The organism is Paraburkholderia nemoris (assembly GCF_905221015.1).
In the GTDB taxonomy this organism is placed as follows: Bacteria; Pseudomonadota; Gammaproteobacteria; order Burkholderiales; family Burkholderiaceae; genus Paraburkholderia; species Paraburkholderia nemoris.
In genome coordinates, this window is the sequence record NZ_CAJNBO010000012.1 from 205243 (window position 1) to 229623 (window position 24381).

21 protein-coding genes are annotated in these 24381 nt (G+C 62.7%); 10 read left to right on the plus strand and 11 right to left on the minus strand.

Annotated features, from left to right (window positions below; all coding sequences use genetic code 11):
* Positions 1-14: 14 nt before the first annotated feature.
* From KHO33_RS20335 to mpl, 7 genes are all read right to left on the minus strand, one after another.
* Entirely contained in the window at positions 15-1073 is a 1059-nt protein-coding gene (locus KHO33_RS20335; protein WP_200565221.1) for a 2-dehydro-3-deoxygalactonokinase, read from the minus strand.
* Complete coding sequence (locus KHO33_RS20340; protein WP_200565222.1) at positions 1070-2050, minus strand: IclR family transcriptional regulator; 981 nt, start codon at positions 2048-2050, stop codon at positions 1070-1072. Before KHO33_RS20340 ends, KHO33_RS20335 begins: the two co-directional genes overlap by 4 nt.
* A gap of 1256 nt (positions 2051-3306) precedes the next feature.
* Positions 3307-4029 carry a monofunctional biosynthetic peptidoglycan transglycosylase gene (gene mtgA, locus KHO33_RS20345; protein ID WP_054040726.1) on the minus strand — a complete coding sequence of 241 codons (723 nt, stop codon included), beginning with the start codon at positions 4027-4029 and terminating at the stop codon, positions 3307-3309.
* Between the two features lie 72 nt (positions 4030-4101).
* Complete coding sequence (aroE, locus tag KHO33_RS20350; RefSeq protein WP_200567373.1) at positions 4102-4965, minus strand: shikimate dehydrogenase; 864 nt, start codon at positions 4963-4965, stop codon at positions 4102-4104.
* Complete coding sequence (locus KHO33_RS20355) at positions 4962-7076, minus strand: ribonuclease catalytic domain-containing protein (protein WP_200567372.1); 2115 nt, start codon at positions 7074-7076, stop codon at positions 4962-4964. The genes aroE and KHO33_RS20355 overlap by 4 nt, the downstream gene beginning before the upstream one ends.
* 177 nt (positions 7077-7253) lie before the next feature.
* Complete coding sequence (locus KHO33_RS20360; RefSeq protein WP_054040728.1) at positions 7254-7856, minus strand: YqiA/YcfP family alpha/beta fold hydrolase; 603 nt, start codon at positions 7854-7856, stop codon at positions 7254-7256.
* Positions 7853-9247 carry a UDP-N-acetylmuramate:L-alanyl-gamma-D-glutamyl-meso-diaminopimelate ligase gene (gene mpl / locus KHO33_RS20365; protein WP_054040730.1) on the minus strand — a complete coding sequence of 465 codons (1395 nt, stop codon included), beginning with the start codon at positions 9245-9247 and terminating at the stop codon, positions 7853-7855. The genes KHO33_RS20360 and mpl overlap by 4 nt, the downstream gene beginning before the upstream one ends.
* A 212-nt stretch (positions 9248-9459) precedes the next feature.
* On the opposite strand from mpl, the gene KHO33_RS20370 reads away from it, so the two are divergent.
* The 10 genes from KHO33_RS20370 to KHO33_RS20415 all read left to right on the plus strand — a co-directional run bounded on the left by KHO33_RS20370 (position 9460) and on the right by KHO33_RS20415 (position 17767).
* Positions 9460-10113, plus strand: a complete 654-nt coding sequence (locus KHO33_RS20370) for a hypothetical protein (protein ID WP_054040731.1) — start codon at positions 9460-9462, stop codon at positions 10111-10113.
* Between the two features lie 16 nt (positions 10114-10129).
* On the plus strand, positions 10130-10678 hold the full coding sequence (locus KHO33_RS20375; protein WP_200567371.1) for a TlpA family protein disulfide reductase: 549 nt from the start codon (positions 10130-10132) through the stop codon (positions 10676-10678).
* Positions 10679-10872: 194 nt separating this feature from the next.
* Positions 10873-11328, plus strand: coding sequence for a type II 3-dehydroquinate dehydratase (aroQ, locus tag KHO33_RS20380; RefSeq protein ID WP_093645199.1), 456 nt, complete (start codon positions 10873-10875; stop codon positions 11326-11328).
* 76 nt (positions 11329-11404) lie between these two features.
* The gene (gene accB, locus KHO33_RS20385) at positions 11405-11875 is read left to right on the plus strand and encodes an acetyl-CoA carboxylase biotin carboxyl carrier protein (protein WP_175054476.1); all 471 of its coding nucleotides are present in this window, start codon (positions 11405-11407) and stop codon (positions 11873-11875) included.
* Positions 11876-12004: 129 nt separating this feature from the next.
* Positions 12005-13372, plus strand: coding sequence for an acetyl-CoA carboxylase biotin carboxylase subunit (accC, locus tag KHO33_RS20390; protein ID WP_054040733.1), 1368 nt, complete (start codon positions 12005-12007; stop codon positions 13370-13372).
* Positions 13373-13375: 3 nt separating this feature from the next.
* A complete protein-coding gene (prmA, locus tag KHO33_RS20395; RefSeq protein ID WP_054040735.1) occupies positions 13376-14278 on the plus strand; it encodes a 50S ribosomal protein L11 methyltransferase in 903 nt (300 codons plus the stop codon).
* 48 nt (positions 14279-14326) lie between these two features.
* Positions 14327-15658 carry a zinc-ribbon and DUF3426 domain-containing protein gene (locus KHO33_RS20400; protein WP_200567370.1) on the plus strand — a complete coding sequence of 444 codons (1332 nt, stop codon included), beginning with the start codon at positions 14327-14329 and terminating at the stop codon, positions 15656-15658.
* A gap of 71 nt (positions 15659-15729) precedes the next feature.
* Positions 15730-16230 carry a thiol peroxidase gene (gene tpx, locus KHO33_RS20405; protein ID WP_054040805.1) on the plus strand — a complete coding sequence of 167 codons (501 nt, stop codon included), beginning with the start codon at positions 15730-15732 and terminating at the stop codon, positions 16228-16230.
* A gap of 96 nt (positions 16231-16326) precedes the next feature.
* Positions 16327-17265 (plus strand): carbohydrate kinase family protein, encoded by a 939-nt coding sequence (locus KHO33_RS20410; RefSeq protein ID WP_200567369.1) that lies wholly within the window; start codon positions 16327-16329, stop codon positions 17263-17265.
* Positions 17266-17290: 25 nt separating this feature from the next.
* Complete coding sequence (locus KHO33_RS20415; RefSeq protein ID WP_054040737.1) at positions 17291-17767, plus strand: outer membrane lipoprotein; 477 nt, start codon at positions 17291-17293, stop codon at positions 17765-17767.
* Between the two features lie 311 nt (positions 17768-18078).
* On the opposite strand, the gene KHO33_RS20420 is transcribed toward KHO33_RS20415, so the two are convergent.
* The 4 genes from KHO33_RS20420 to KHO33_RS20435 form a co-directional block, all read right to left on the minus strand.
* On the minus strand, positions 18079-18693 hold the full coding sequence (locus KHO33_RS20420; RefSeq protein ID WP_093645210.1) for a histone H1-like DNA-binding protein: 615 nt from the start codon (positions 18691-18693) through the stop codon (positions 18079-18081).
* A gap of 30 nt (positions 18694-18723) precedes the next feature.
* Positions 18724-19050, minus strand: coding sequence for a hypothetical protein (locus KHO33_RS20425; protein WP_200567368.1), 327 nt, complete (start codon positions 19048-19050; stop codon positions 18724-18726).
* An 85-nt stretch (positions 19051-19135) separates the two neighbouring features.
* Complete coding sequence (locus KHO33_RS20430; protein ID WP_054040807.1) at positions 19136-20371, minus strand: ribonucleotide-diphosphate reductase subunit beta; 1236 nt, start codon at positions 20369-20371, stop codon at positions 19136-19138.
* Between the two features lie 715 nt (positions 20372-21086).
* Complete coding sequence (locus KHO33_RS20435; RefSeq protein WP_200567367.1) at positions 21087-24089, minus strand: ribonucleoside-diphosphate reductase subunit alpha; 3003 nt, start codon at positions 24087-24089, stop codon at positions 21087-21089.
* Positions 24090-24381: the final 292 nt, after the last annotated feature.

Genomic DNA, 24381 nt, shown 5'->3' on the forward strand with positions numbered 1-24381 from the left:
GGCGGCGCTGCCGGTTAGCCGGCGTGCGCCGCTTGCGGCGTAGGCTTGACGAGCCCCGCCTGGGTGGCGACGCGCCACAAGCCGCGCTCGGTGGCGTGCTTCACCAGCTCCGCGTGAGTGCAACCGAATTGCACCAGTGCTACGCGATAGCGCTCGCACAGCGCTTCATTGCCAATCAGAGGTAGATGCTGCCCGGCGAGCGAACTTTGCTGTTGCGACAGCGCGGCTTCGAGACCGGCCAGTTCGTGCCCGATCAGCAAACCTGACAGATAGTCCGGCTGCTGTTCGCGTGAAAGCTGTCCGGTGAGCCCGAGCGTGCGGGAGCTGAATACCGTGGCCAGCATGCCCGCCTGACCTTTGTCGCGCGCGATGTTCACGCCATGCAGAAACGAAGCGGTATCCGGACGATCCGGCGTGACCATCGTGCGGCCGAGGATGGTGTGCTCGCGCAAAGCCGCGAACACTTCACCGGTCATGAAGGTATGAAAACGTTCGATGCGGCCCGCCTGCACGACGGCCCATTTCGCGTGCGTGCCAGGCAAGCCGATCAGTGCGCGCTTACCGCTGTCTGCTGCACCCGTGTCCTGCCCCAGCGCGCCGAAAATCTGGGTTTCTTCGCCGCGCATGACGTTGGGCAGCTCGCCGCGCTGCAGGACGCCCGGCACGATATGCAGCGTCACGCCACACGCGGCCTTCACACGGACGATGCCGGCCACCAGCGCATCCGCATTCGCCGGCGCGTCGACATACGGTGCTTCGAGCCAGCCTTGTGCGCTGCCGACCATACCGGCTGCGATCACCGACACGGCGGGCGCCTGTTCGAGCCAGGCGCCGCACGCGTCCTCGAAGGCGGCGTCGAAGCCGCCTTGCTCGGCGCTACGCGGCAAATTCATGATGCCGGCCGTCGATGCCCGCGTCGCCAGTACCTCGCCTGCCGCGTCGTACAGATACGCGCGCAGCGACGTCGTGCCCCAGTCGAGCGCGATGAGCGCTGCGTCCTGGAGGGTAGCGTCGGCGACAGCGGCGGCGTGCACCGGATTGGCCGCTTGCGTGTGGGAACCCGCTCGCTTCATCGTTTGATCCTGCGGGTTGCCGGTTGCGGGGCACGCCAGCCGAGTTCTTCCGAGATCGCACGCGCTTCGCGCTGCACGACTGGAATCAGTTCATCCATGCGTTCAAGCGACATATACGGAATCGTGCTCGCTACCGACAGCGCCGCCACGACTGCGCCCGATGCATCGCGCACCGGCGCTGCGACGCAACGGATCGACGCTTCGTTTTCTTCGAGGTCGAAGGTGTAGCCGCCGGCGGCGTAGTTGGTCATGCGTTGCATGAAGGTCTGCGCATCGGGGCGGTTATCCGGCTTGAAACTGACGCCGGCGAGCGCACGCCGCGATGCTTCGAAAAGCGACTGCCAAACGTCCGGCGTGAGGTCGAGCATCATGGCTTTGCCAATCCCCGTCGATGCCAGCGGCATCCGGTGACCGACGCGCGAGCGCATTTCGAGGCCACGGGTGCCAGGGATCTTGTCGATGTACAGCACGTCGTCGCCATCGCGCACGCCGAGGTGGATCGTATCGAGCGTTTGTTCGGCGAGCGATTCGAGATGCTGCCGGGCCACGGTCGTGAGCGGCATCTGTTCCAGCGCGATGGTGCCGAGTTCGATCAGCTTCGGGCCGAGCAGATAGCCGCCCTGCACCTGCCGCAGATAGCGCGCCTGCACGAGGCTGCTCACCAGACGATGCGTGGTGCTGCGGGTCGTGCCGAGCGCGGCGCCGAAGGTGCGCAGATCGCGCACGCCGGCGGCGGCGGCTTCCAGAATCGCGAGGCCGCGCAGCAGTGTTTGCGTGCCAGCCTGTTGCGGCGTGATGTCGAGCAACGTGCTCGGCAAGGCGATTTCGTCGACCACGGGCGGATGCTGGACGCTGGCGCGTGAAACCTTCGCAGCGTTGGCAGCCTGCCGCGGCGCGGCGCTGGAAGCGTGATCGGCCTGCGGCGCCAGATCGGCGTCAGATTCGCTTACGGCGTGATTGGGCATCGCTTTGTTCATGGCGATTCGCTTTCAGGTAGTTTTTTGCGCTTACAGCGCGGGGCCGGAGAGGGGGCCTGGTTTGCTCGCGGCACAGCGCGTGTTGCCACTGGCGCGGGCGTGCGGTTGCTGCCTTTGGGGCTTTGGCATGGTGTTTGGCTTGTCTCCGGTTTTTTTCTTGCTGTCGCTGGTCGTGGCTGTTTTTCGCTCACGGTGCGTGTTGGTGTGGATTGTAGGGCGGTTTTTTGGAAATCTCCAATATGTGAGTGTTTGATTCATATAATGGGATTTGGTCCTGCCGGGGGCTTGTGCTGGGGGTTTGCCTGCGGCAGGGGGATTTTCTTGAGCTTGTTGTCTGCTTGGCGCTTTTTGTCAGTGCTCTTAGGGCGTTGGCCTTTCCTTGTTCTGGCTTTGGTGCCTTTCCTTGTTCTGGCTTTGGTGCCTTTCCTTGATTTGCTAGTGGTCTATTAGCGTTGCCCCTGTGCGGGGCGGCACTTACTTTCTTTGCCGCCGCAAAGAAAGATAAGCAAAGAAAGCGGCTAGAAGCCCCTGCTAAGTGGGCACCGTGGTCTGCCCGGGCTAGTGGTGCGACTGGAATCCGTGCTCTCGCACATTCCACGTTAGTGACAAAGGCGTCATCAGCTCCCACTCCGCACTGCGTGCGTCGCGGACGGGTCTGCAGGGGAAACCACGGGCTTCGGTTGGGGTTTGTGGGGGCCTCGGCGAGGCGCCTCTGCACTCACCCCGGAAACCCCGCCTCAACCGATAGGTCGGTGTGCTGAATCACCGCCCCGCCTCGCTCCAACCCGCCCCAATCCCAGCCACGGTCGCGTTCGCATCTGCCATTGCCATTGCCATTGCCATTGGCGTTGGCGTTGGCGTTGGCGTTGGCGTTGCAATCGGAATCGGAATCGAGAAGGTGATGGCGGTGCAATGACGAGCCACGACCCGTCGGCGAGGCGTAGGAATTGAAACGTAGAGGGAGGTTTTATGAACTGCTCTTCGGCGCGCGCAGCGCCGCCGGAAGTATGACGCCCTTGTCACAAGCATGCGCAGCGGCACGAACCCAGATTCCAGTCGCACCACTACCCGCAGCGGACCACGGGCCCCACTTAGCAGGGGCTTCTAGCCGCTTTCTTTGCTTATCTTTCTTTGCGGCGGCAAAGAAAGTAAGTGCCGCCCCGCACAGGGGCAACGCTAATAGACCACTAACAAAACAAGGAAAGGCACCAAAGCCAGAGACACGAACAAAAAGCGCCGCGTAGGCAAAAAAACCGTCAATCTGGCAACTCAGCCGCCCCCATCCGCCGCGCAATCACGCGCGACCGTTGAGCCAGATACGCTGAGCCCCTGTGCTCATCAAAATACTTAGGCTGCGGCAGCATCACAGCCAGCCGCGCCGACTGCCCGGCAGTCAACTTGGCAGCAGAAGTCTTGTAGTAATAATGCGCGGCCGCCTCCGCGCCATAAACCCCATTGCCCCATTCAACGGAGTTGAGATAAATCTCAAAGATCCGCTGCTTGTCCATCAGGGTCTCAAGCATCCACGTGATGATCAGTTCCTGGCCCTTGCGGATATAACTCTTCTCACGAGATAGAAAAAGATTCCGCGCCAACTGCTGGGTAATCGTCGAGCCACCACGAACGATCTTGCCCTTGGCCTTGTTCTTCTCCCACGCCTGCAGAATGGCGTCGGTCTCGTAGCCATTGTTATTGACGAAGTTCGCGTCTTCGGACGCGATAATCGCTCGCTTCAGATTGTGCGAAATCTGTTCGTACGGCACCCACGTGCGTTGCACCGACAGATCAGGCCGATCCTGCGACAATCGCCACGCGTCCGATCGCATAAAAGCAGTCGACCGGGGATTCGTGTAATTCCATACCGCGATCTGCGCGAAGTAAAACGCCTGCGTCGCAAGCCACGCAATCGCCACCACGGCGCCGAGATAAACGATCCATCGCACCGGACCTGGCCGGCTCGCGCGCCGCGTTGTTTTCATCGTGCCTGGAGTCCTCGAGTCGGTGAACGTGTGGGTTGGCGAGTTGCGTATTCCGGAAGTTAAAGCGGGGGGCTAGCCGTGCGGCGGCGCCGTCAATAACGCTCGCAATTCAGCCAGCACCGGCGCGCCGTCGGGCCGCACGCCTCGCCACACGTAAAACGATTCGGCCGCCTGCTCGACCAGCATGCCGAGGCCGTCGGCGCCGCGCGCGCCCAGCTTCTGCGCGTGTTCCATGAAGACCGTCGGGTGCGCGCCGTACATCATGTCGTAGGCAAGTGTGCCGGCGCCGAACGCGCGGTCGTCGCATTCGGGCAACGCGGCATCCAGACTGCCCGCCGTCGCGTTGACGATCACGTCGTATGTGCCCGCTTCGATCGCTCGCGCGCTGCCGCCGGTCAGACAGCAAGCGGCATCGCGTGCGGCCTGCGCGAACTGGTCCACGAGCACTTCGGCCTTCGCTGCCGTACGGTTGACGATCGTCAGCGTATGCGGCGAGCGGTCCAGCATCGGCAGCACGACGCCGCGCGCGGCGCCGCCCGCACCAAGCAGCAAAATCCGCGCACCCTTCAACGAAACGCCGAGGTTCACCTCGATGTCTCGCACGAGGCCGAAGCCGTCCGTGTTGTCGCCGTAGACACCGTTTGCGTCGAACCGCAATGTGTTCACCGCGCCCGCTGCCGCGGCCCGCGGCGACAGGGTATTAGCGAACGCATGCGCGTCGAGCTTGAACGGCACCGTCACGTTCATGCCGCGGCCGCCAGCTTCGATAAAAGCGCGCACGTGCGGCACGAACGCATCGACCGGCGCGAGCAGGTGGCCGTACTCGATCGGCTCGCCGGTTTGCGCGGCAAAGCGGCCATGAATGAACGGCGATTTGCTATGGCCGACCGGGTTGCCGATGACCGCGTAGCGGTCGCGCGAATCGCTGACGCTCATCGTCCCGGCTCCACGACGTGCTGTTGGTCGGCTGCCGCATCGCTGGTGCCGGCGGCGTTTTCGGCGTCGCCCGGTTCAGCCGCACCGCCGTCGAGGTCGGCTTCCGCCTGAGCCTCGGCTTCGCCTTCTGCGCTTTCTTCTGCCACGTCGATGATTTCTTCTTCACCCTCGTCGGCTTCTTCAGATTCGCTGCCGCTCGTCACCGTCGGCGCGTCGAGAACGTGCAGCAGGCGCACGGACGCTTCGACGGTCAGTTCGTCGATCGACATCACTTCCATCTGTAAGCGCGTACCGCGTGCATGCACGCCGAGACCCGGCACGTGCAGCAGCAGCGGAATCTCTTCCAGACGCACGAGATCGCCCTTCACCACCGATGCCACCACCTGCTTCCGGTTCTCCTGCTTCAGCCAACGCAGGCACCAGAAGTACTCCATGCGGCGCTGGTGATCGGCGTACGCCGTATAGGTGTCGTCGAAACCTTGCACGACGGCGAACAGGTCAGCGTCCTTCGGCTTGAACGGCGCGGCCAGTTTCGCGGTCACGCCATGCTGCACGCAGGCGAGCAACTGCCACTGGTTCACGAGGTCGACGTAGCGGCGCAGCGGCGACGTGCTCCACGCGTATTGCGTGACGCCTAGGCCTTCGTGCGGCGCCGCATTGGTTTGCATGCGGGTGCGCTTCGGGCCGGTCGGCGCACCGAACGCGCGTTGCGTACGGTAGATGCCCGGCACGCCGTGGTCATGCAGGAACGCGCCCCACGACGAGTTGGCGAGAATCGCGAGCTCCGCGACGATCGTGTCGAGCGGCGAACCACGCCGGCGCGGCGTGATCGTGATGTGCTCGCCTTCCACGTAGAAGTTGAAGTCGGTATTGCGCTGCACTTCACGACGCAGGCCGTAACCGGCGCGTGCGGTCTGACGCTTTTCGAACAGCGCCTGCGCGAACGGCCACAGCACGGCGATGTCCTCTTTGTGCGGATAGTCGCCGGTGCCGGCGGCGAGCGCCTCTTCAGTGACCAGCTCGTCCAACGTGTTGTGGCGCAGATTGTTCTTCACGAACACACGCTCGGCGCGCGTTTCGCTCGCCACGATTTCCTGCGTCTCGCGATTGATGATCACGTAGAGCGACAGAGCCGGCCGCAAGCCACCTTCAGCCAGCGTGAAAGCTTCCACGACGCTATCGGGCAGCATCGTGATCTTGTCGCCCGGCATATAAACGGTCGACAAACGCGTGCGCGCGATCGCATCAACCTCGTCGCCACGCTCAATGCCGAGCGCCGGCGCGGCAATGTGCACGCCGATCCGCACACGGCCGTCGGCCAGATGCTCGACGGAGAATGCATCGTCGATTTCGGTCGTGGTGATGTCGTCGATCGAGAACGCCTGTACATCGGCTTCCGGCAGATCTTCCGGCAATGTGCCGACCGTGACCGGCGGAAAGCCGGTGCCGTGCGGGAAAAACTCAGAGAGGAATTTCGCCTCATGCAACGCGCGAGCCGACGGAATTCCGCCGCATTCGAGCATCAGCCGCGCCTGCGAGATGCCGCGCGCCGCTGCCGCGCCTTCGAGCGCCTTGTATTCGATCGTGTTCTTGTCGGGCCTCGTGAGCAAAGCCAGCGCCTTGCTGCCGCTGAAGCCTTCCGGCAGACGGCCCGCCTTCAGTTCGTCTTCGTAACCGGCCTGCACCAGCGCCTGCTGGCGCTTGCGCTCGAGCCCAGCGAGCGCCATCTTGAGTTGCTCCTGCGGCGCGCGCTGGTACATGCCGCGGCCCTTGCGGCGGAAGTACACCGGCGCGCCGTGCATGCGCAACACCAGCGCCGCGCGCTCGATGGCGCCGAACGCGTCGCCGAAGTATTCGGCGCCCAGCGTGGCAAACGGAAATTCGTCGTCCGGCGCGCATTCCCACAGGAAGTCCAGATCGATGTCCTGCGCGGCGGCGTCAGCTTGCTGCATCAGTTCGCCCGCGCTCGGCTTTTCGAATTCGATCAGTACGTCTTTCGCGCGCACCTTGGCGCGCCGGCCGCCCGGCAGCTCGACCTGAAAAGCATCGCCCTGGCGCGACAGCACGCTGCCCGCCTTGAAACTGCCCGATTCCTCAAAGAAAACGTTCACTCAATACTCTCGTTCTGTCTTGCATCTGCCGGCGCGCCCGATTGGGTTCAGCTATCGGTCACTGCGTGCGCGGCACGGCAACGTGTTCGTGGTAGTGGATCCGCGGCGCGATACGCGCGCGCCGGCGGCATGATTCTGGTGATCCGCAGCGGCCTCGCTGCGGGATCGTCGGCACGCTCAGGCGGCTTCGCGCGGCGCCGGCGGCTCGACGTCTTCGGCATCGCAAAAGGCCAGCACCTCGTCGACGTATTGCGCGAATTCGCTGATCGCGTGGTCACTCCCTTGGATCAGCGTAGTGCGTGCGCCCGGATAGTGCGCGAGCATTTCACGGTAATCGAGCACTTCGTCGCCGGTGGCGGCCATCAAATAATAGCGTTCGGGCCGCGTGATCGACGCGACGCCGAGCGCGCGCAGCTCGTCCAGATGATGCGGCTCGACCGTGATGCTGCCGCCGCCGTGCCACAGCGGCTGCTCGCCGAGATAGGCGCTCAGGTCGCGCTGCGGCACGACCGCCGGGTTCAACAGCACCGCCGGCCAGCCGTGCTTCTCGGCGAGATGGGTGGCGAAGTAGCCGCCGAGCGAACTGCCGATCACCGTGACGTCTTTCGGCTTCGCAGCCGCCACCAGCGATTCGGCAAGCGCCACGGTCTCGAGCGGCGAGACCGGCAGCATCGGACAGCACCATTCGTCGCTGCGGCCTAGTTCAACGAGGCGCGCCGCCAGCACGCGCGCCTTGAACGAATTGGGTGACGAACGGAAACCGTGCAGATAAAGGATCACGAAACGCCTCGTGCGGAAAGTGCGTCGAGCAGCTTCTGATGCACGCCGCCGAAGCCGCCGTTGCTCATCACCAGAATCTGGTCGCCGGGGCGCGCTGCGTGAACCACCGCCTTGACCAGCGCGTCGAGATTGTCGAAAGCCTGCGCTTTGCCGCCGAGCGGCGCGAGCGCCTCGCCGAGATTCCAGCCGAGCGCGTCGCGGCCGGCCGGCGCGCCGTAGCCGAACACGAGGTCGGCGTCCGCCAGACTCGCCGGCAGTTGCGCCTTCATCACGCCGAGCTTCATGGTGTTCGAACGCGGCTCCAGCACGGCCAGGATACGCGTGTTTTCATGGCCGACGCGGGCGCGCAGGCCGGCTACCGTGGTTTCGATCGCCGTGGGGTGGTGGGCGAAATCGTCGTAGACGGTCACGCCGTCGACGCTGCCGCGCACTTCCATACGGCGCTTCACATTCCTGAAGCTCGCCAGCGACTTCGCGGCTTGCGCCGGCGGCACGCCGACATGGCGCGCAGCGGCGATCGCGGCAAGCGCGTTCATGCGGTTGTGTTCGCCCTGCACCTGCCACTCGACCACGCCGACGCGCTCGCTGTTGTGATACACGGCAAAACGCTCGTCGACCGGCACGCCGTCTTCCGCCGGCAAGGTTTCCCAGCCGCCTTGCACGCCGAACCGCTCGACTTCGCTCCAGCAACCGCGCGTCAGCACGCGCTCCAGCGCGTCTTCGCGACCGTTCGTAACGATACGGCCAATGCCCGGCACCGTGCGGATCAGGTGATGGAACTGCGTTTCGATCGCCGCCAGATCCGGGAAAATGTCGGCGTGATCGAACTCGAGATTGTTCAGGACCGCGGTTTTCGGACGGTAGTGAACGAACTTGGAGCGCTTGTCGAAGAAGGCTGTGTCGTATTCGTCGGCTTCGATGACGAAGAAGCTCGAATCGGTCAGCCGCGCTGACACCCCAAAGTTCAGCGGCACGCCGCCGATCAGGAAGCCCGGATTGAGACCCGCGTCTTCGAGCAGCCAGGTCAGCATCGAACTGGTGGTGGTCTTGCCGTGCGTGCCGGCCACCGCCAGCACCCACTTGCCGTTCAGCACGTGCTCGCCGAGCCACTGCGGACCGGACACATAAGGCAGGCCGCGATCGAGGATCGCTTCCATTAGCGGGTTGCCGCGCGAAACCACATTGCCGATCACGAACAGGTCGGCATTGAGGCCGTTCAACTGCTCGGCGTCATAACCTTCAATCAGACGAATGCCTTGCGCCTCGAGCTGCGTGCTCATGGGCGGATAGACGCCGGCGTCGCAGCCCGTCACGGTGTGGCCCGCGCCGCGCGCGAGGACCGCGAGTCCGCCCATGAACGTGCCGCAGATACCGAGGATGTGGATGTGCATAAGCCTGTCGTGCCGCGCGGGCGTATTTTGCGAGGGATGGGAGTGCAGAAGAGCGGTCGAAACGACCGTCCGCAAAGGACGCTATTGTAACCGACGCGTCCGAATCGCCCTACGAGCGGGGCCGCCAGAATGGCTGCCCGTCCCGCCCCCGCAAAATGCCCGGCGTGAACCGCCCAGAAAGGGCTGTCATCAATCTCTAGTATGATTGAGAGATGGTTCGCAAATCACATTTCGATCCGCAGCGCGTGCGCGAGGAAATCGCCATCGCGGCTGCCCGGATGATCGCTGAAGACGGTCTGGACTACGCAACGGCCAAGCGTAAAGCGGCACGGCAGGTAGTCGGCGAGAGCCGTGTTGCCGGCGAATGGCTGCCGGATAACGACCAGATTGAAGAAGAAATCCGCGAATATCAGTCACTCTTCCAGGGTGACAGCCAGCCGGCGCTGTTGCGGCGGCTGCGCCGCATCGCGATCGACTGGATGGAGCGGCTTGCGCCGTTCAATCCCTATCTAACCGGCGCGGTGCTCGGCGGCACAGCCGGCGAACACTCGGATATTCACCTTCAGGTGTTCTGCGACAACCCGAAAGAAGTCGCGATCTACTTTCTGAACGCCAACATCCAGTACGACGTTTCGGAGACGCGGCATTTTGCCGGTCGCGGCTACGTCGAGACGCTGAGCTTCCTCTGGCGCCCCACGAACGAAGGACGCGATGCGGAGCCGGCCGGCATCCACGTCGCCCTGTACGAAACAGACGACTTGCGCGGCGCGGTTCGGGCCGACGCGCGCGGCCGCACGGCCCGGGCGAATCAGCAGGCCGTTCAGGCGCTGCTCGACAGCAGCAACGTCACCTCCTCAACCAATTAGACAGACTAGACCTGGAATGAATACGAGACGGATTCTGGCAGGCGCGCTTGTCGCGATCGCCGCCGCGGGTGGCGGAGTGCTGGCCAATCATTTGCTGAACGGCGACCCGGCAGTCGCCCACGCGGCGCAGCCCGGTTCCACGCAAAGCGCCGTCGAGCAACTTTGGACCGCGCCTGTCACGAATGTCGAAGGCAAGCCGCAATCGCTAAGTTTGCTTAAAGGCCACCCAATCGTCGTCAACTTCTGGGCGTCGTGGTGCGGACCGTGCGTCGAGGAAATGCCCGCTCTTTCGCAACTTCAACGCGAATATGCGAAGAAAGGAATCCAGTTCGTCGGACTTGGCGTCGATTCGGATAAAAACGTCCAGGCGTTCCTGCAGAAGGTGAAAGTGGCCTACCCGGTCTACGTCACCGGGTTCGGCGGCGCCGACCTTGCGCGCGCGTTCGGCAATACTGCGGGCGGCCTGCCCTTTACCGTCGTAATCGACGCAAAAGGCAACATCCGCTCGACAAAATTAGGGCAAATCGACCCACAAGCGCTGAAACAGACGCTCGACGCGCTCTAAATTTCACATTCTTTTGACGATCAGATCGAGGCAAAAGGCGCGAAATTACGCGCAAATCGCTCGAATTTGAGAGAAGATGGGCGCCCGGAGAGGTGGCGGAAGATCGCCAGGATCGTTTCCAACGCGCAGGAAACTAGACAAGTTTCTCTAATCAGCGCTAAAGTGCGCCCAATTCCACGGAAAAAGAAGCGACCATGACGCGACTGCTGGTACTGCACGGCCCCAACCTCAACCTTCTCGGCACCCGGGAACCGGAGGTTTATGGCCGCGTAACGCTGCCGCAGATCGATCAGGCACTTGCGGACCGCGCAGCGGACGCAGGCGTCGAACTCGCGTCGTTCCAGAGCAATCATGAAGGTGCTCTCGTCGATCGCATCCAATCCGCCCGGACTGAACAAACCGATTTCATACTGATCAATCCCGCCGCGTACACGCACACCAGCGTGGCCATTCGGGACGCACTGGCGGGGGTCGGCATCCCGTTCGTCGAGATTCATCTCTCGAACGTACATCGCCGCGAACCGTTCCGGCATCACTCGTATTTCTCCGACCAGGCTGAAGGCGTGATTTGCGGCCTTGGCTGGAAGGGATATATGTACGCGCTCGAATTCGCGCTCGACCGGCTGTCGGCCGGCTCGTCGCGCGGCTGATTCCAAACACGTCCAATTTAAGCCGGGTACTGCGATTGCACGCGCCGGCACTTTACGCATTGAAAGGGGCTTCCTGATGGATCTACGTAAACTGAAAACTCTGATCGACCTCGTCTCGGAGTCCGGTATTTCCGAACTCGAAGTGACCGAGGGCGAAGGCAAGGTCCGCATCGTCAAGAATGCGCCGCCGGTTTACGTGCAACCGTCCGCTTCGTATGCTCCGCAATATGCCCAGCCGGCACCGCTGCCGGGCGGCGAAGCACCGGCTGCCGCAGCGGGCGCCCCGGCTACGCCGGCCGCCGTCGCGCCGCAAGGCCACGTGGTGACCTCGCCGATGGTCGGCACCTTCTACCGCGCACCGTCGCCGGGCGCCGATCCGTTCGTCCAGGTGGGCGACACGGTCAAGGAAGGCCAGACGATCTGCATCATCGAAGCGATGAAGCTGCTCAACGAAATCGAGTCGGACAAGTCCGGCGTGGTGAAGGAAATCCTCGTCGAAAACGGCCAGGCGGTCGAGTACGGCCAACCGCTGTTCGTGGTCGGCTAACGCGGCACGCTTTGCGCTTTTTTTGCGCCTGCCGCCCGCGCGTCTGCCCTCCCGAGGCGCGCGACCGATCCTCTGAGGCAGCCTGTGTTGTGATCGACCGGGCGCCTATTGATGAGTCGAAAATCCGCTATGTTTGAAAAAATTCTTATTGCCAATCGTGGCGAGATCGCGCTTCGTATCCAGCGCGCCTGCCGCGAACTGGGCGTCAAGACGGTCGTCGTCTATTCGGAAGCCGACAAGGAAGCCAAGTACGTGAAGCTCGCCGACGAGGCGGTCTGTATCGGCCCGGCGCCTTCGAATCTGAGCTACCTGAACATGCCGGCGCTGATCAGCGCGGCAGAAGTGACGGACGCCGAAGCGATCCACCCCGGCTACGGCTTCCTGTCGGAAAACGCCGACTTCGCCGAGCGCGTCGAGCAGTCCGGCTTCACCTTTATCGGCCCGCGCCCGGAAACGATCCGGATGATGGGCGACAAGGTGACCGCCAAGCAAACCATGATCAAGACCGGCGTGCCCTGCGTGCCGGGTTCTGAAGGCGCGTTGCCGGAAGATCCGAAAGAGATCGTGAAAATTGCCCGCCAGGTCGGCTACCCGGTGATCATCAAGGCCGCCGGCGGCGGCGGTGGCCGCGGCATGCGCGTGGTCCACACTGAAGCAGCGCTGGTCAACGCCGTCAACATGACGCGCGAAGAAGCCGGCCGTGCGTTCGGCAACCCGCAGGTCTACATGGAGAAATTCCTGGAGAACCCGCGGCACATCGAAATTCAGATTCTGTCCGACTCGTTCAAGAACGCAGTCTGGCTCGGCGAGCGCGATTGCTCGATGCAGCGCCGTCACCAGAAGGTGATCGAAGAAGCGCCGGCACCCGGTATTGCGCGCCGCCTGATCGACCGCATCGGCGATCGCTGCGCGGACGCCTGCAAGAAGATGGGCTATCTTGGCGCGGGTACGTTCGAATTCCTGTACGAAAACGGCGAGTTCTACTTCATCGAAATGAACACGCGCGTGCAGGTCGAACATCCGGTGACCGAGCTGATCACGGGCGTCGACATCGTGCAGGAACAGATTCGCATCGCAGCGGGCGAGAAACTCGCGTTCCGTCAGCGCGACATCGTGTTCAAGGGTCACGCGATCGAATGCCGGATCAACGCGGAAGATCCGTTCAAGTTCACGCCGTCGCCGGGACGTTTGACGTCGTGGCATATGCCGGGCGGCCCCGGCATCCGCGTCGATTCGCACGCCTACAATGGTTATTTCGTGCCGCCGAACTATGATTCGATGATCGGCAAGCTGATCGCTTACGGCGCGACGCGCGAGCAGGCGATCAAGCGGATGCGCATCGCGTTGTCGGAAATGGTGGTGGAAGGCATTCAGACCAACATCCCGCTGCATCGCGAGCTGATGCTGGACGCGAAATTCGTGGAAGGCGGCACCAGCATTCACTACCTCGAAAACCGGTTGGCCGCGAAACAGCAGGCCGCGCCGGAAGAAGCGTAAGTCATGAGCTACCGGGAACTGATCGCCGAGCTGGCACGCGAGCACGCGGAGGAGTTCTCCGACGCGCTGCTCGAGTTGGGTGCGTTGTCCGTATCGGTTGAAGATGCGGACGCCGACACGCCCGACGAGCAGCCGCTGTTCGGCGAGCCCGGTCTCACGCCGGATCGCACGGCGTGGCAGCGTTCGCGCGTGATCGCACTGCTCGCGCCGGAACAGGAGCCGGGTGTGCTGCTCGCAGCGGCGGCCAACGAGGTGGGGCTGGAAAGCGCGCCATCATTTACCGTGCGTGAAGTCGAAGAGCAGGATTGGGTGCGTCTCACACAGTCGCAATTCGATCCGATTTCAATCGGCGAGCGTATCTGGGTGGTGCCCTCGTGGCACGACGCACCGGACCCTGACGCACTCGTGCTGGAACTCGATCCGGGCCTCGCATTCGGCACCGGCAGCCATCCCACTACGCGTCTGTGCATGGAATGGCTGGAGCAGTCGGTCAAGGCCGAGCAATCCGTGCTCGACTATGGCTGCGGCTCGGGCATCCTCGCGATCCTCGCGAAGAAGTGCGGCGCCGATCCGGTGTACGGCATCGATATCGACCCGCAGGCGGTCGAATCGGCGCGTCACAACAGCGAGCGCAACCGGGCGGAAGTCACGTACGGTTTGCCAGACGAATGCCCCACCGGCGAGTTCGATATCGTGGTCGCCAATATCCTGTCCAACCCGCTCAAGCTGATGGCGTCGATGCTTTCGTCGAAGGTCAAGCCGGGTGGCCGGATCGCGCTGTCAGGCATTCTGGCGCGCCAGGCGGACGAAGTGGCACAGGTCTATTCGCGATGGATCGACATCGGCGTATGGCGCGAACACGAAGGTTGGGTATGCCTGACGGGAACGCGCCGCGAAAGCCATTAGAATAAGGCGTATTGTCCAACCAACGGCCTTTCGGCTTATCGGCTCAATATGCTCCTGGCGACGCGTTGCCCCTTCTGCGAAACCGTCTTCCGCCTGCAACCGGCGCAGCTCGCGCTGCGCCGCGGCCTCGTGCGTTGCGGGCATTGCCATGAAGTATTCGACGCATCGAGCAGCCTGTTCGAACTGAACGAGGCCGGCGACTTCTCCTCCGCCAAGCCAATTGCCGCGGCCGCGGCGATCGAGGCCTTGTCCGGCGTACGCCCCAAGGGCCCCGATTTCAGCGCTGAAGCATGGGATCCGTGGGCGCCGGCGCCAGACGCCACGATCGACAACCGCCTGCTTCACAACGCCAGCAATCTGCCGCTTACGCCGATCTCCACCGGAGCGGGCGTTGCGGTCACGCCGCGTCACGCTACCGAGCCGGAACTGCCGGCGAGCGCCTTCACCGCGCCGATTCCTGCCGACCACGAACCCAGTCTCGCGAACGCGCCGCTCGAACCCGTTGCCAACGAGGCCGAGGCGCCCCCGGACCTGCCGCGTGAGCCTTTCGCTTACGAGGCCAATCCGTCTGCGGAAGCAGCGCCGCGGGTCTGGCACAAGACCGAACGTCCTTCTGAACATCTTGCTGATGCTGACGAGCCGGTTTTGCACGAGCCGGCCAGCTTGCATGGCATTCCTGACAATGAACCGCATTTCGGTGGGGCCGGCTTAGGTGGGGCCGGTTTAGGCGCTGCAGGCGTAGCTGCGGCAGCCGGCCTGGGTGCGGCCGCCGCGGGTGGTGGCTCGGGTCCAGGCCCAGCCACCTTTGGATCGAGCGGCGAACCCTTCGCGGTCCAGCCGGTGCATGACGGCGTCGATCCCTTCCCGGTGGTACGCGAAACACGACCCGCCGAACCGCGCCGCCTCGGCTGGATCATCTTCGGCTCGGTGGTCGCCGCGCTGCTGGTTATCGCCCTGCTCGCGCAACTCGCCTGGTGGCAGCGTGAAACCGTGCAGGTCTACTTCCCACGCTCGCAGACGCTCTACGTAAAGGCCTGCGCGCAGCTCGGCTGCCAGATCACGCCGCCGCACGACATCGACGGTTTGCAGGTCGAACCGTCCGACCTGCGGCAGATCGACGGCCCGCACAAGCTCGAACTGAAAATGCCGCTGCGCAACCGCGCCAATGTTGCGCTGGCCTACCCGGCAATCGAACTCACGCTGCTCGACGACCAGAACAATGTCGCCGTGCGCCGCGTGCTGTGGCCGCAAGACTACGTCGCACCCGGCACGCCGATTGCGGCCGGGCTGCCGGCGCACACGACCCAGACCATGATCGTGCATCTCGACACGGGCAATGCGGTCGCGTCAAATTTCCGCGTACAGATTTTTTATCCGTAACGCATCCTCGCGCCCGGCACTGACCGGGCGTGTTTACCGTCATTACTGACGAATTTTCGGAGCACGACAACATGAGTCAAGTTACGCTGGGTGGCAACCCGATCGAAGTAGCCGGCACGTTCCCGAGCGTGGGCCAGACTGCCCCCGCCTTCTCGCTGGTCGGCAAGGATCTGAAGCCGCTGTCGCTGGCCGACTTCGCCGGCAAGCGCAAGGTGCTGAACATCGTCCCGAGCCTCGACACGCCGACCTGCGCCACGTCGACCCGCAAGTTCAACGAGGCTGCAGCCAAGCTGAGCAACACGGCTGTGATCGTCGTGTCGGGCGACCTGCCGTTCGCCGCATCGCGTTTCTGCACGACCGAAGGCATCGAGAACGTCGTGACGGCGTCCACGTTCCGCGGCCATGAGTTCGCGCAAGCCTATGGCGTGGACGTCACGAGCGGCCCGCTGACGGGTCTGACGGCACGCGCCGTGGTGGTCGTCGACGAGAACGACAAGGTCGTGCACGCTGAGTTGGTCGGCGAAATCAAGAACGAGCCGAACTACGACGCAGCGCTTGCCGCGCTGAAGTAAAACCTTCGCGCACGAACCCCGGCGCCGCGCTTCATGCGCGGCGCTGTCACATCGTCGTGCCCATTCTCTCTATCGATTTTTACAGGAACGCTCGCCTTGGCTACGCTGATTTGCGGTTCGCTCGCCTACGACAACATCATGACCTTCGAAGGCCGCTTTCGGGAGCACATCCTGCCGGAGCAGGTCCACATCCTGAACGTGAGCTTCCTCGTGCCGACGATGCGCCGTGAGTTCGGCGGCTGCGCGGGCAATATCGCCTACTCGCTGCATCTGCTCGGTGGCAACGCGCGCATCATGGGCGCGCTCGGCGCGATCGACGCGCAGCTCTACATGGACCGCTTCAAGCAGCTCGGCCTCTCGACGGAAAACGTCCTGGTGGTGCCGGACACGTACTCGGCCCAGGCGATGATCACCACCGACCTCGAAAACAACCAGATCACCGCGTTCCACCCTGGTGCGATGATGCGGGCGCACCTGAACCGCGCCGACGAAGCGAAGGGCATCACGCTCGGCATCGTCGGACCGGATGGTTACGACGCGATGATCCAGCATTCCGAGCACTTGGCAGCGGCCAGCGTGCCGTTTATCTTCGATCCGGGCCAAGGTTTGCCGCTCTTCAACGGTGAGTCGCTGCGCCGCATGATTGAACTTGCTACTTACGTAGCTGTCAACGATTACGAAGCCAAACTGGTGAGCAACAAAACGGGTTGGTCGATCGAAGAGATCGCCGGCAAGGTCGAAGCGCTGATTGTCACGCTCGGCGAACAAGGCGCGCAGATCCATCACGCCAGCGGCATCGAAGCCATTCCGGCGGTCAAGGCACAGCAAGTGCTCGACCCTACAGGTTGTGGCGACGCGTTCCGCGGCGGCCTGCTGTACGGCATCGAGAACAAGCTGGGCTGGGCGACCACGGGGCGTCTGGCAAGCCTGATGGGCGCGCTGAAGATCGAACACCAGGGCCCGCAAAACTACGCGCCCAACCGGGCGGAGATCAACGAACGGTTCAAGCAGGCGTTCGGATACGACCTGCAGTAATGCCGCAAGCTATTGGAGTTAGGGAATGAGAACAACGAGTCGCCTGGTAGTGGCCGCCTTGATCGCCGGTTCGCTGGCCATGTCGGGGTGTGCGTACAACAGCAGTTCTGCCGACGTCTACACGGCGTCGCAGGCACAGCGCGAAGAAACGGTCCGCATGGGCACGGTCGACAGCGTTCGGGCCGTGAAGATCAGTTCGAACAACGGCCAGCCGAGCGGCCTGGGTGCGATCGGCGGCGGTGCGTTGGGCGCGGTGGCCGGCAGCGCGATCGGCGGCGGTCGCGGCTCGATCGTGACGGGCATTATCGGCGGCCTGGCTGGCGCAGTGGCAGGCAATGCGGTCGAGAACGGCGTCGCGGTGCACGACGGCCTCGAGATCACCGTGCGACTCGATAACGGCGACATGCGCGCGATCACCCAAAGCGCCACCGGCGAAATCTTCCGCGCCGGCGAGCGCGTCCGTCTGCTTTCCAGCGGCGGCGTCACGCGCGTCACGCACTAAGTTTCCCCTCTCGTGCGGTCGCGCTTCATGCGCCACCGCGACGACCTCAAACGCATGCCCTCCCCTGTCGACCGGAGTTAGCGCTTTAGCGGTTACTCCGGTCCCATGCAACACAGTGGCGGTGCATGCGTTTTTTTTCGCCTGCTGGTTTTGAACTCGCTTCTCAAAGCCGGCGCCTTCTCCCGAGCAAAAAAAATCCCGTCGCCAGAAACCCGGCAACGGGACCCTGACCGAGTAGCGCTCGGTGATGCTGCTTCAAGCGCTACTCGATCATCGACACACAGTACGACGTGTCGAAGTACTTCTACTGCTTACGGACGGCTGCCCGTCGGGAACGGCCATGCAGCTGCCGGGTTCAGCGCGGTCTTCACCGTCGCCGCCGGTGCGCTCGAGACAGAAGTCGCAGCGGGAGCAGGAGCAGCCTTCTTGGCAACAGCCTTCTTCGCAGGGGCAGCCTTCTTGGCAGGAGCAGCGGCCTTCTTCGCGGCAGCCTTCTTGGCAGGCGCAGCCTTTTTAGCGGCAGCCTTTTTCGCAGGCGCAGCCTTCTTGGCGGCAGCCTTCTTGGCAGGCGCAGCTTTCTTGGCAGCAGCCTTCTTAGCAGGCGCAGCCTTCTTGGCAGCGGCCTTCTTAGCCGGCGCCTTCTTTGCTGCGGCCTTCTTCGCCGGTGCTGCCTTCTTTGCTGCAACCTTCTTCACTGCTGCTTTCTTAGCCGGCGCTGCCTTCTTTGCCGGTGCCTTCTTCGCTGCAACCTTCTTCACTGCGACTTTCTTAGCAGCGACTTTCTTCGCCGGCGCAGCCTTCTTCGCTGCAACCTTCTTCACTGCGACTTTCTTGGCAGCGACTTTTTTCGCCGGAGCGGCCTTCTTTGCCGGAGCAGCTTTCTTGGCTGCGGGTTTCTTAGCTGCTGCTTTCTTGATAGTTGCCATCATTTTCTCCTTCAGGTTTTCAGATGAGAGTCAGTTCAAACTACACCCTTCGTCAAAACCCGCTTCCCGCGGACGCTTCTCAGGGCGCGCGCTACGAAGCGGGCTATTCATCGGCGTACGCAGGTGCTGCGGGCTTACGCTAATGAATGCGGTAAGGCGCGCCGTGCCCTTGGGCACCGCGCGCCAGATCTGGTCGGCGCTGGATCTCAGCGCCGGCAATTGCTTGATCGGGCCACTGGCGGCGACGCCAGCGGCTTTTTCCGGGGGGAAGTTTGCCCATCCCACTGAAGGGTTCGCAAAGTGCCAGTCATGTTTGTGGGCCGCGAAGGCACGCGGCGCACTGGGCACAATTTGCATCAGGCGGTTCTGCTCCTAACTAAATTGCCGCGGCCGAAGCCTGCCGGCATCCCCAAAATGAATGCATCTGCGACACGAACCCGGATCACTCCCAGGTCAGCGCGCCGCCAGTCTGATATTCGATCACTCGCGTCTCGAAGAAGTTGCGTTCCTTCTTCAGGTCGATCATCTCGCTCATCCACGGGAACGGGTTTTCCTCGTTCGGGTACAGCGGATCGAGACCGATCTGCTGGCAACGGCGGTTGCAGATGAAGCGCAGATAGCTCTTGAACATCGACGCATTGAGGCCGAGCACCCCGCGCGGCATCGTATCTTCTGCGTAACGATATTCAAGTTCGACCGCTTGCTGGAAGATCTCGCGGATTTCCGCGCGGAACTCAGCCGTCCAGAGTTGCGGGTTTTCGAGTTTGATCTGGTTGATCAGGTCGATGCCGAAGTTGCAGTGCATCGACTCGTCGCGCAGGATGTATTGGTACTGTTCCGCCGCGCCGGTCATCTTGTTCTGGCGACCCAGCGCCAGGATTTGCGTAAAGCCGACGTAGAAGAACAGGCCTTCCATCACACAGGCGAACACGATCAGCGAGCGCAGCAGGGTCTGGTCTGCCTCGAGCGTGCCGGTCTTGAAGGCCGGGTCGGTCAGCGTATGGATGAACGGAATCAGGAATTCGTCTTTCGCGCGGATCGAGGAAACCTCGTGATACGCGTTGAAGATTTCGCCTTCGTCGAGGCCCAGGGACTCGACGATGTACTGGTAAGCGTGCGTGTGGATCGCCTCTTCGAACGCCTGGCGCAGCAGGAACTGGCGGCATTCGGGCGCCGTGATGTGGCGGTAGGTGCCCAGCACGATGTTGTTGGCGGCCAGCGAGTCAGCCGTCACGAAGAAGCCCAGGTTGCGCTTGACGATGCGGCGCTCGTCTTCGGTCAGACCGTTCGGGTCTTTCCAGAGGGCGATGTCGCGCGACATGTTCACTTCTTGCGGCATCCAGTGGTTGGCGCAACCAGCCAGATACTTTTCCCAGGCCCACTTGTATTTGAACGGCACCAACTGATTGACGTCGGTCTGGCCGTTGATGATGCGTTTGTCGGCGACATTGACTCGCGCTTCGGAGGCGGCAGCCGTTCCGGTAGCAGCGTGGGTCACATGAGCGACGGGAGCGACAGCGATGTCGTTCGCGAAGATGTCTTGAGCCGAGGGAGCGTGAGGAGCGGAACGCGTTCCGACTTGCGAACCGACAGCCGATCCCGCAGCGTTGCGCAACACATTCTGTTGCGTAGCGCTCGAGGGAGTTACGGCAGTGATCTCGTCATCCCAGTTGAGCATAAATGTCACCATCAATTTAGAACGGTTTGTACCATCTTTTCACGAGCGATAAAAGAGTTCGCTGATGAAAAATCCTGTTTTCGATTCGCGTTGCTACGTTCATACAACACTTTGTTCAACAGACTGTGTGTGTCGCCTCATGTGAAGCGTGTTGAACGCATGTCGTCGAGGTGCTTCGCGAGCTCGAAGAGCAACGTGTCAAAGCGACGTTTCGCTGCTCTATCTATCTGTATTGCGGAGCGTGCTTGCAGCGTTTTGCGATTGCTTCCTGCTGCCTCGTGCTGACGTTCCGGCTGTCCCGTGCTTGCCTGTTCGTCGGTGCTGGCGAGGTGAAGTTCAATGCAATGTCGAGCGATGCATCTGACCGGCTGTGTCGATCGACCTTCGACCGGAGCGTTTGCTGAGCGCTTCATGTCGAGCGCTTCGTCTGTGCTGCCGACTGCTGACTGCGTCATCTACTACTTGCTTAGCGCTTGCCTGCTGCTTGCCTGCTGCTTGTCTGCCGCTTCACGACTTCAGTTGCTTGCCGTGCTTCGCTGCTTTTCGATGAGCGGCGCAACGTCGATTTCGTTTCGCTGCGCCGCTCGCCTGCTTCGCTTATGCATCACTTCTATCAAGCTTGCTGATCGCTGCATTCGGGTCTTTACCTACAACCCGTTTAGCAAGCGGCGATCCTGCCGCCTGCTTCGTGCTTACCCGGTAGTTGCGAGGCTTCTTACTGGCAAGCTTCGCACTCGTCGAAACCAGGATCGCCCGGACGCATCATGCACACCGGACCATCTGCTTCCGGCGCTGCTTCGACTGCAACTGCCGGCGCTGCCGCCGCGACCTGGATGCCGCCCGAAGCTGCACCGCCGCTCGCGCCGAAGCCACCGGCCGCGCCGCCGACACCACCCGCACCGCCCGATCCTTCGCCGCCACCCGAGCTCACTGCGTTCAGTGCGCCGTGCGCCACCGTCGACTTCTCGACGTGCGTCGCCGCCATCGTGCGGAGGTAGTAGGTCGTCTTCAGACCGCGCACCCAAGCGAGCTTGTAGATCTCGTCGAGCTTCTTACCCGACGCGCCGCCCATGTAAATGTTCAGCGACTGCGCCTGGTCGATCCACTTCTGACGACGCGAAGCCGCCTCGACCAGCCATACCGGATCGAGTTCGAACGCGGTCGCGTAGATCGCGCGCAGGTCGGCCGGGATGCGGTCGATGCGCGACAGCGTGCCGTCGAAGTACTTCAGGTCGGCGACCATCACTTCGTCCCACAGACCGCGTTCCTTCAGGTCGCGCACCAGGTAGTCGTTGACCACCGTGAATTCGCCCGACAGATTCGACTTCACATACAGGTTCTGGAACGTCGGTTCGATACAGGCCGACACGCCAATGATGTTCGAGATGGTCGCCGTCGGTGCGATGGCGACGCAGTTCGAGTTGCGCATGCCGTAGGTGGCGATACGCGAACGCAGCTCAGTCCAGTCCATCGATTCGCTCGAATCGACTTCGACATAACCGCCTCGTGCTTCGGCCAGCAGCTTCACCGAGTCTTGCGGGAGGATGCCGCGATCCCACAGCGAGCCGCGGTAGCTGGAGTAACGGCCGCGTTCCTGCGCCAGTTCGGTCGACGCGTAGTAAGCGTAGTAGCAGACCGCTTCCATCGACGTATCGGCGAACGCAACTGCCTCTTGCGACGCGTACGGCGTGCGCAGCAGGTGCAGGCAGTCCTGGAAGCCCATGATGCCCAGGCCGACCGGACGGTGCTTCAGGTTCGAGTTACGCGCCTTGGCGACCGCGTAGTAATTGATGTCGATCACGTTGTCGAGCATGCGCATCGCGACGCTGACGGTGCGCTTCAGCTTGTCGTGGTCGAGCGCCAGGGTGCCGTCGGCCTGCTCCTTCAGGTGAGCGACGAGGTTCACGGAGCCCAGGTTACAGACGGCGATTTCGGCGTCGCTGGTGTTCAGCGTGATTTCCGTGCACAGGTTCGACGAGTGGACGACACCGACGTGCTGTTGCGGCGAACGCACATTGCACGGATCCTTGAACGTGATCCACGGGTGGCCGGTTTCGAACAGCATGCCCAGCATCTTGCGCCACAGTTGCGCCGCCGGGATCTTCTTGAACAGCTTGATCTCGCCGCGCGCGACCTTGTCTTCGTAAGCCGTGTAAGCCGTTTCGAATTCGGCGCCGAACTTGTCGTGCAGGTCCGGGCAAGTGGACGGCGAGAACAGCGTCCAGTCGCCGCCTTCGTGCACACGCTTCATGAACAGGTCGGGAATCCAGTTCGCCGTGTTCATGTCGTGGGTGCGGCGACGGTCGTCGCCGGTGTTCTTACGCAGCTCGAGGAATTCTTCGATGTCCAGGTGCCACGTTTCCAGGTACGCGCAGACCGCGCCCTTGCGCTTGCCGCCCTGGTTCACAGCGACAGCCGTGTCGTTGACGACCTTCAGGAACGGCACGACGCCTTGCGACTTGCCATTGGTGCCCTTGATGTGCGAACCCAGAGCGCGCACGCGCGTCCAGTCGTTGCCCAGACCGCCGGCGAATTTCGACAGCAGCGCGTTTTCCTTCAGCGCTTCGTAGATGCCGTCGAGGTCGTCGTCGACCGTGGTCAGGTAGCACGACGACAGTTGCGAGCGATGCGTGCCCGAGTTGAACAGCGTCGGCGTGGACGACATGAAGTCGAAGCTCGACAGGATGTTGTAGAACTCGATGGCGCGCGCTTCGCGGTCGATCTCGTTCAGCGACAGGCCCATTGCGACACGCATAAAGAATGCCTGCGGCATTTCGATGCGCACGCCGTCGTGATGCAGGAAGTAGCGGTCATACAGCGTTTGCAGACCGAGGTAGCCGAACTGCAGGTCGCGGCTGTTGTCGAGCGCGGCGCCCAAGCGCTTCAGGTCGAACTGCTGGAGCTTGTCGTCGAGCAGGCCGGCGCCGATGCCGCGCTTGATGAATTGCGGGAAGTACTCGGCATAGCGGTCGGCCATTTCCGTCTGCGTGACTTCCTCTTCGAGGATCTCGCGGCGGATCGTGTGTAGCAGGATGCGTGCGGTGACCTGGCTATAAGCCGGATCCTTTTCGATCATCGTGCGGGCAGCCAGAATTGCCGAGTCGTAGACCTGGCTCATCGGCACGCCGTCGTACAGATTCTTCACCGTTTCCGCGATGATCGGATCGGCATTCACGGCGTCGCCGAGGTTCGAGCAAGCCAGTTCGATGATGCCGCGCAGCGCAGCCATGTCGAGCGGACGCGTCACGCCGTTGTCGGTGACGTTCAGACCCGGCGTGTTGGCGACGATCTGGTCGTCATGACCGCGCGCCTGGGTGCGCTTCTCGCGATACAGCACGTACGCACGCGCGACGTTGTGCTCGCCGCCGCGCATCAGCGCGAGTTCAACCTGATCCTGGATGTCTTCGATATGGAACGTGCCGCCGTTCGGACGGCTGCGCACGAGTGCGCGCACCACGTTCTGCGTGAGTTGCTCGACCAGTTCGCGCACGCGAGCCGACGCCGCGCCTTGACCACCGTTGACGGCCAGAAATGCCTTCGTCACGGCGATGGCGATTTTCGACGGCTCGAACGACACCACGCTGCCGTTACGACGGATCACCTTGTAGTCGGCGTAGGTCACTTGCGGCGCGAGCGCCTGGGCGCCTTGTGTCTGGCCGAAGGTCTGGCCAGCCGGTGAACCCTCGTACCGGGTCGTCGCGTTGTCGGTGGTTTGCATGTGCAAAGCTCCTGGTCTTGGAAATGTTGCGGAGATAGCCGCGGATTAAAACGAACGCTGCGCCGCCGCGTGCGCAAGCGATGGGGTGCAGGAAAAAGGCCGGCTGAGCCGGGTGGCGGGATGCGACAGCGGTGAAGCCTGATTCGAATTGATAACGGTCTTCACCATGTGTGTCGCGATCACTTGCTATGCCCTTTTCCTGAATGTTTCTGGACGCTGCCGCTTCTCTCGACCGGCCACGCCGCAGGAATTTTTATCGCTGCCCGGAATGCTTGCGGCGCCGTGCTCGGGG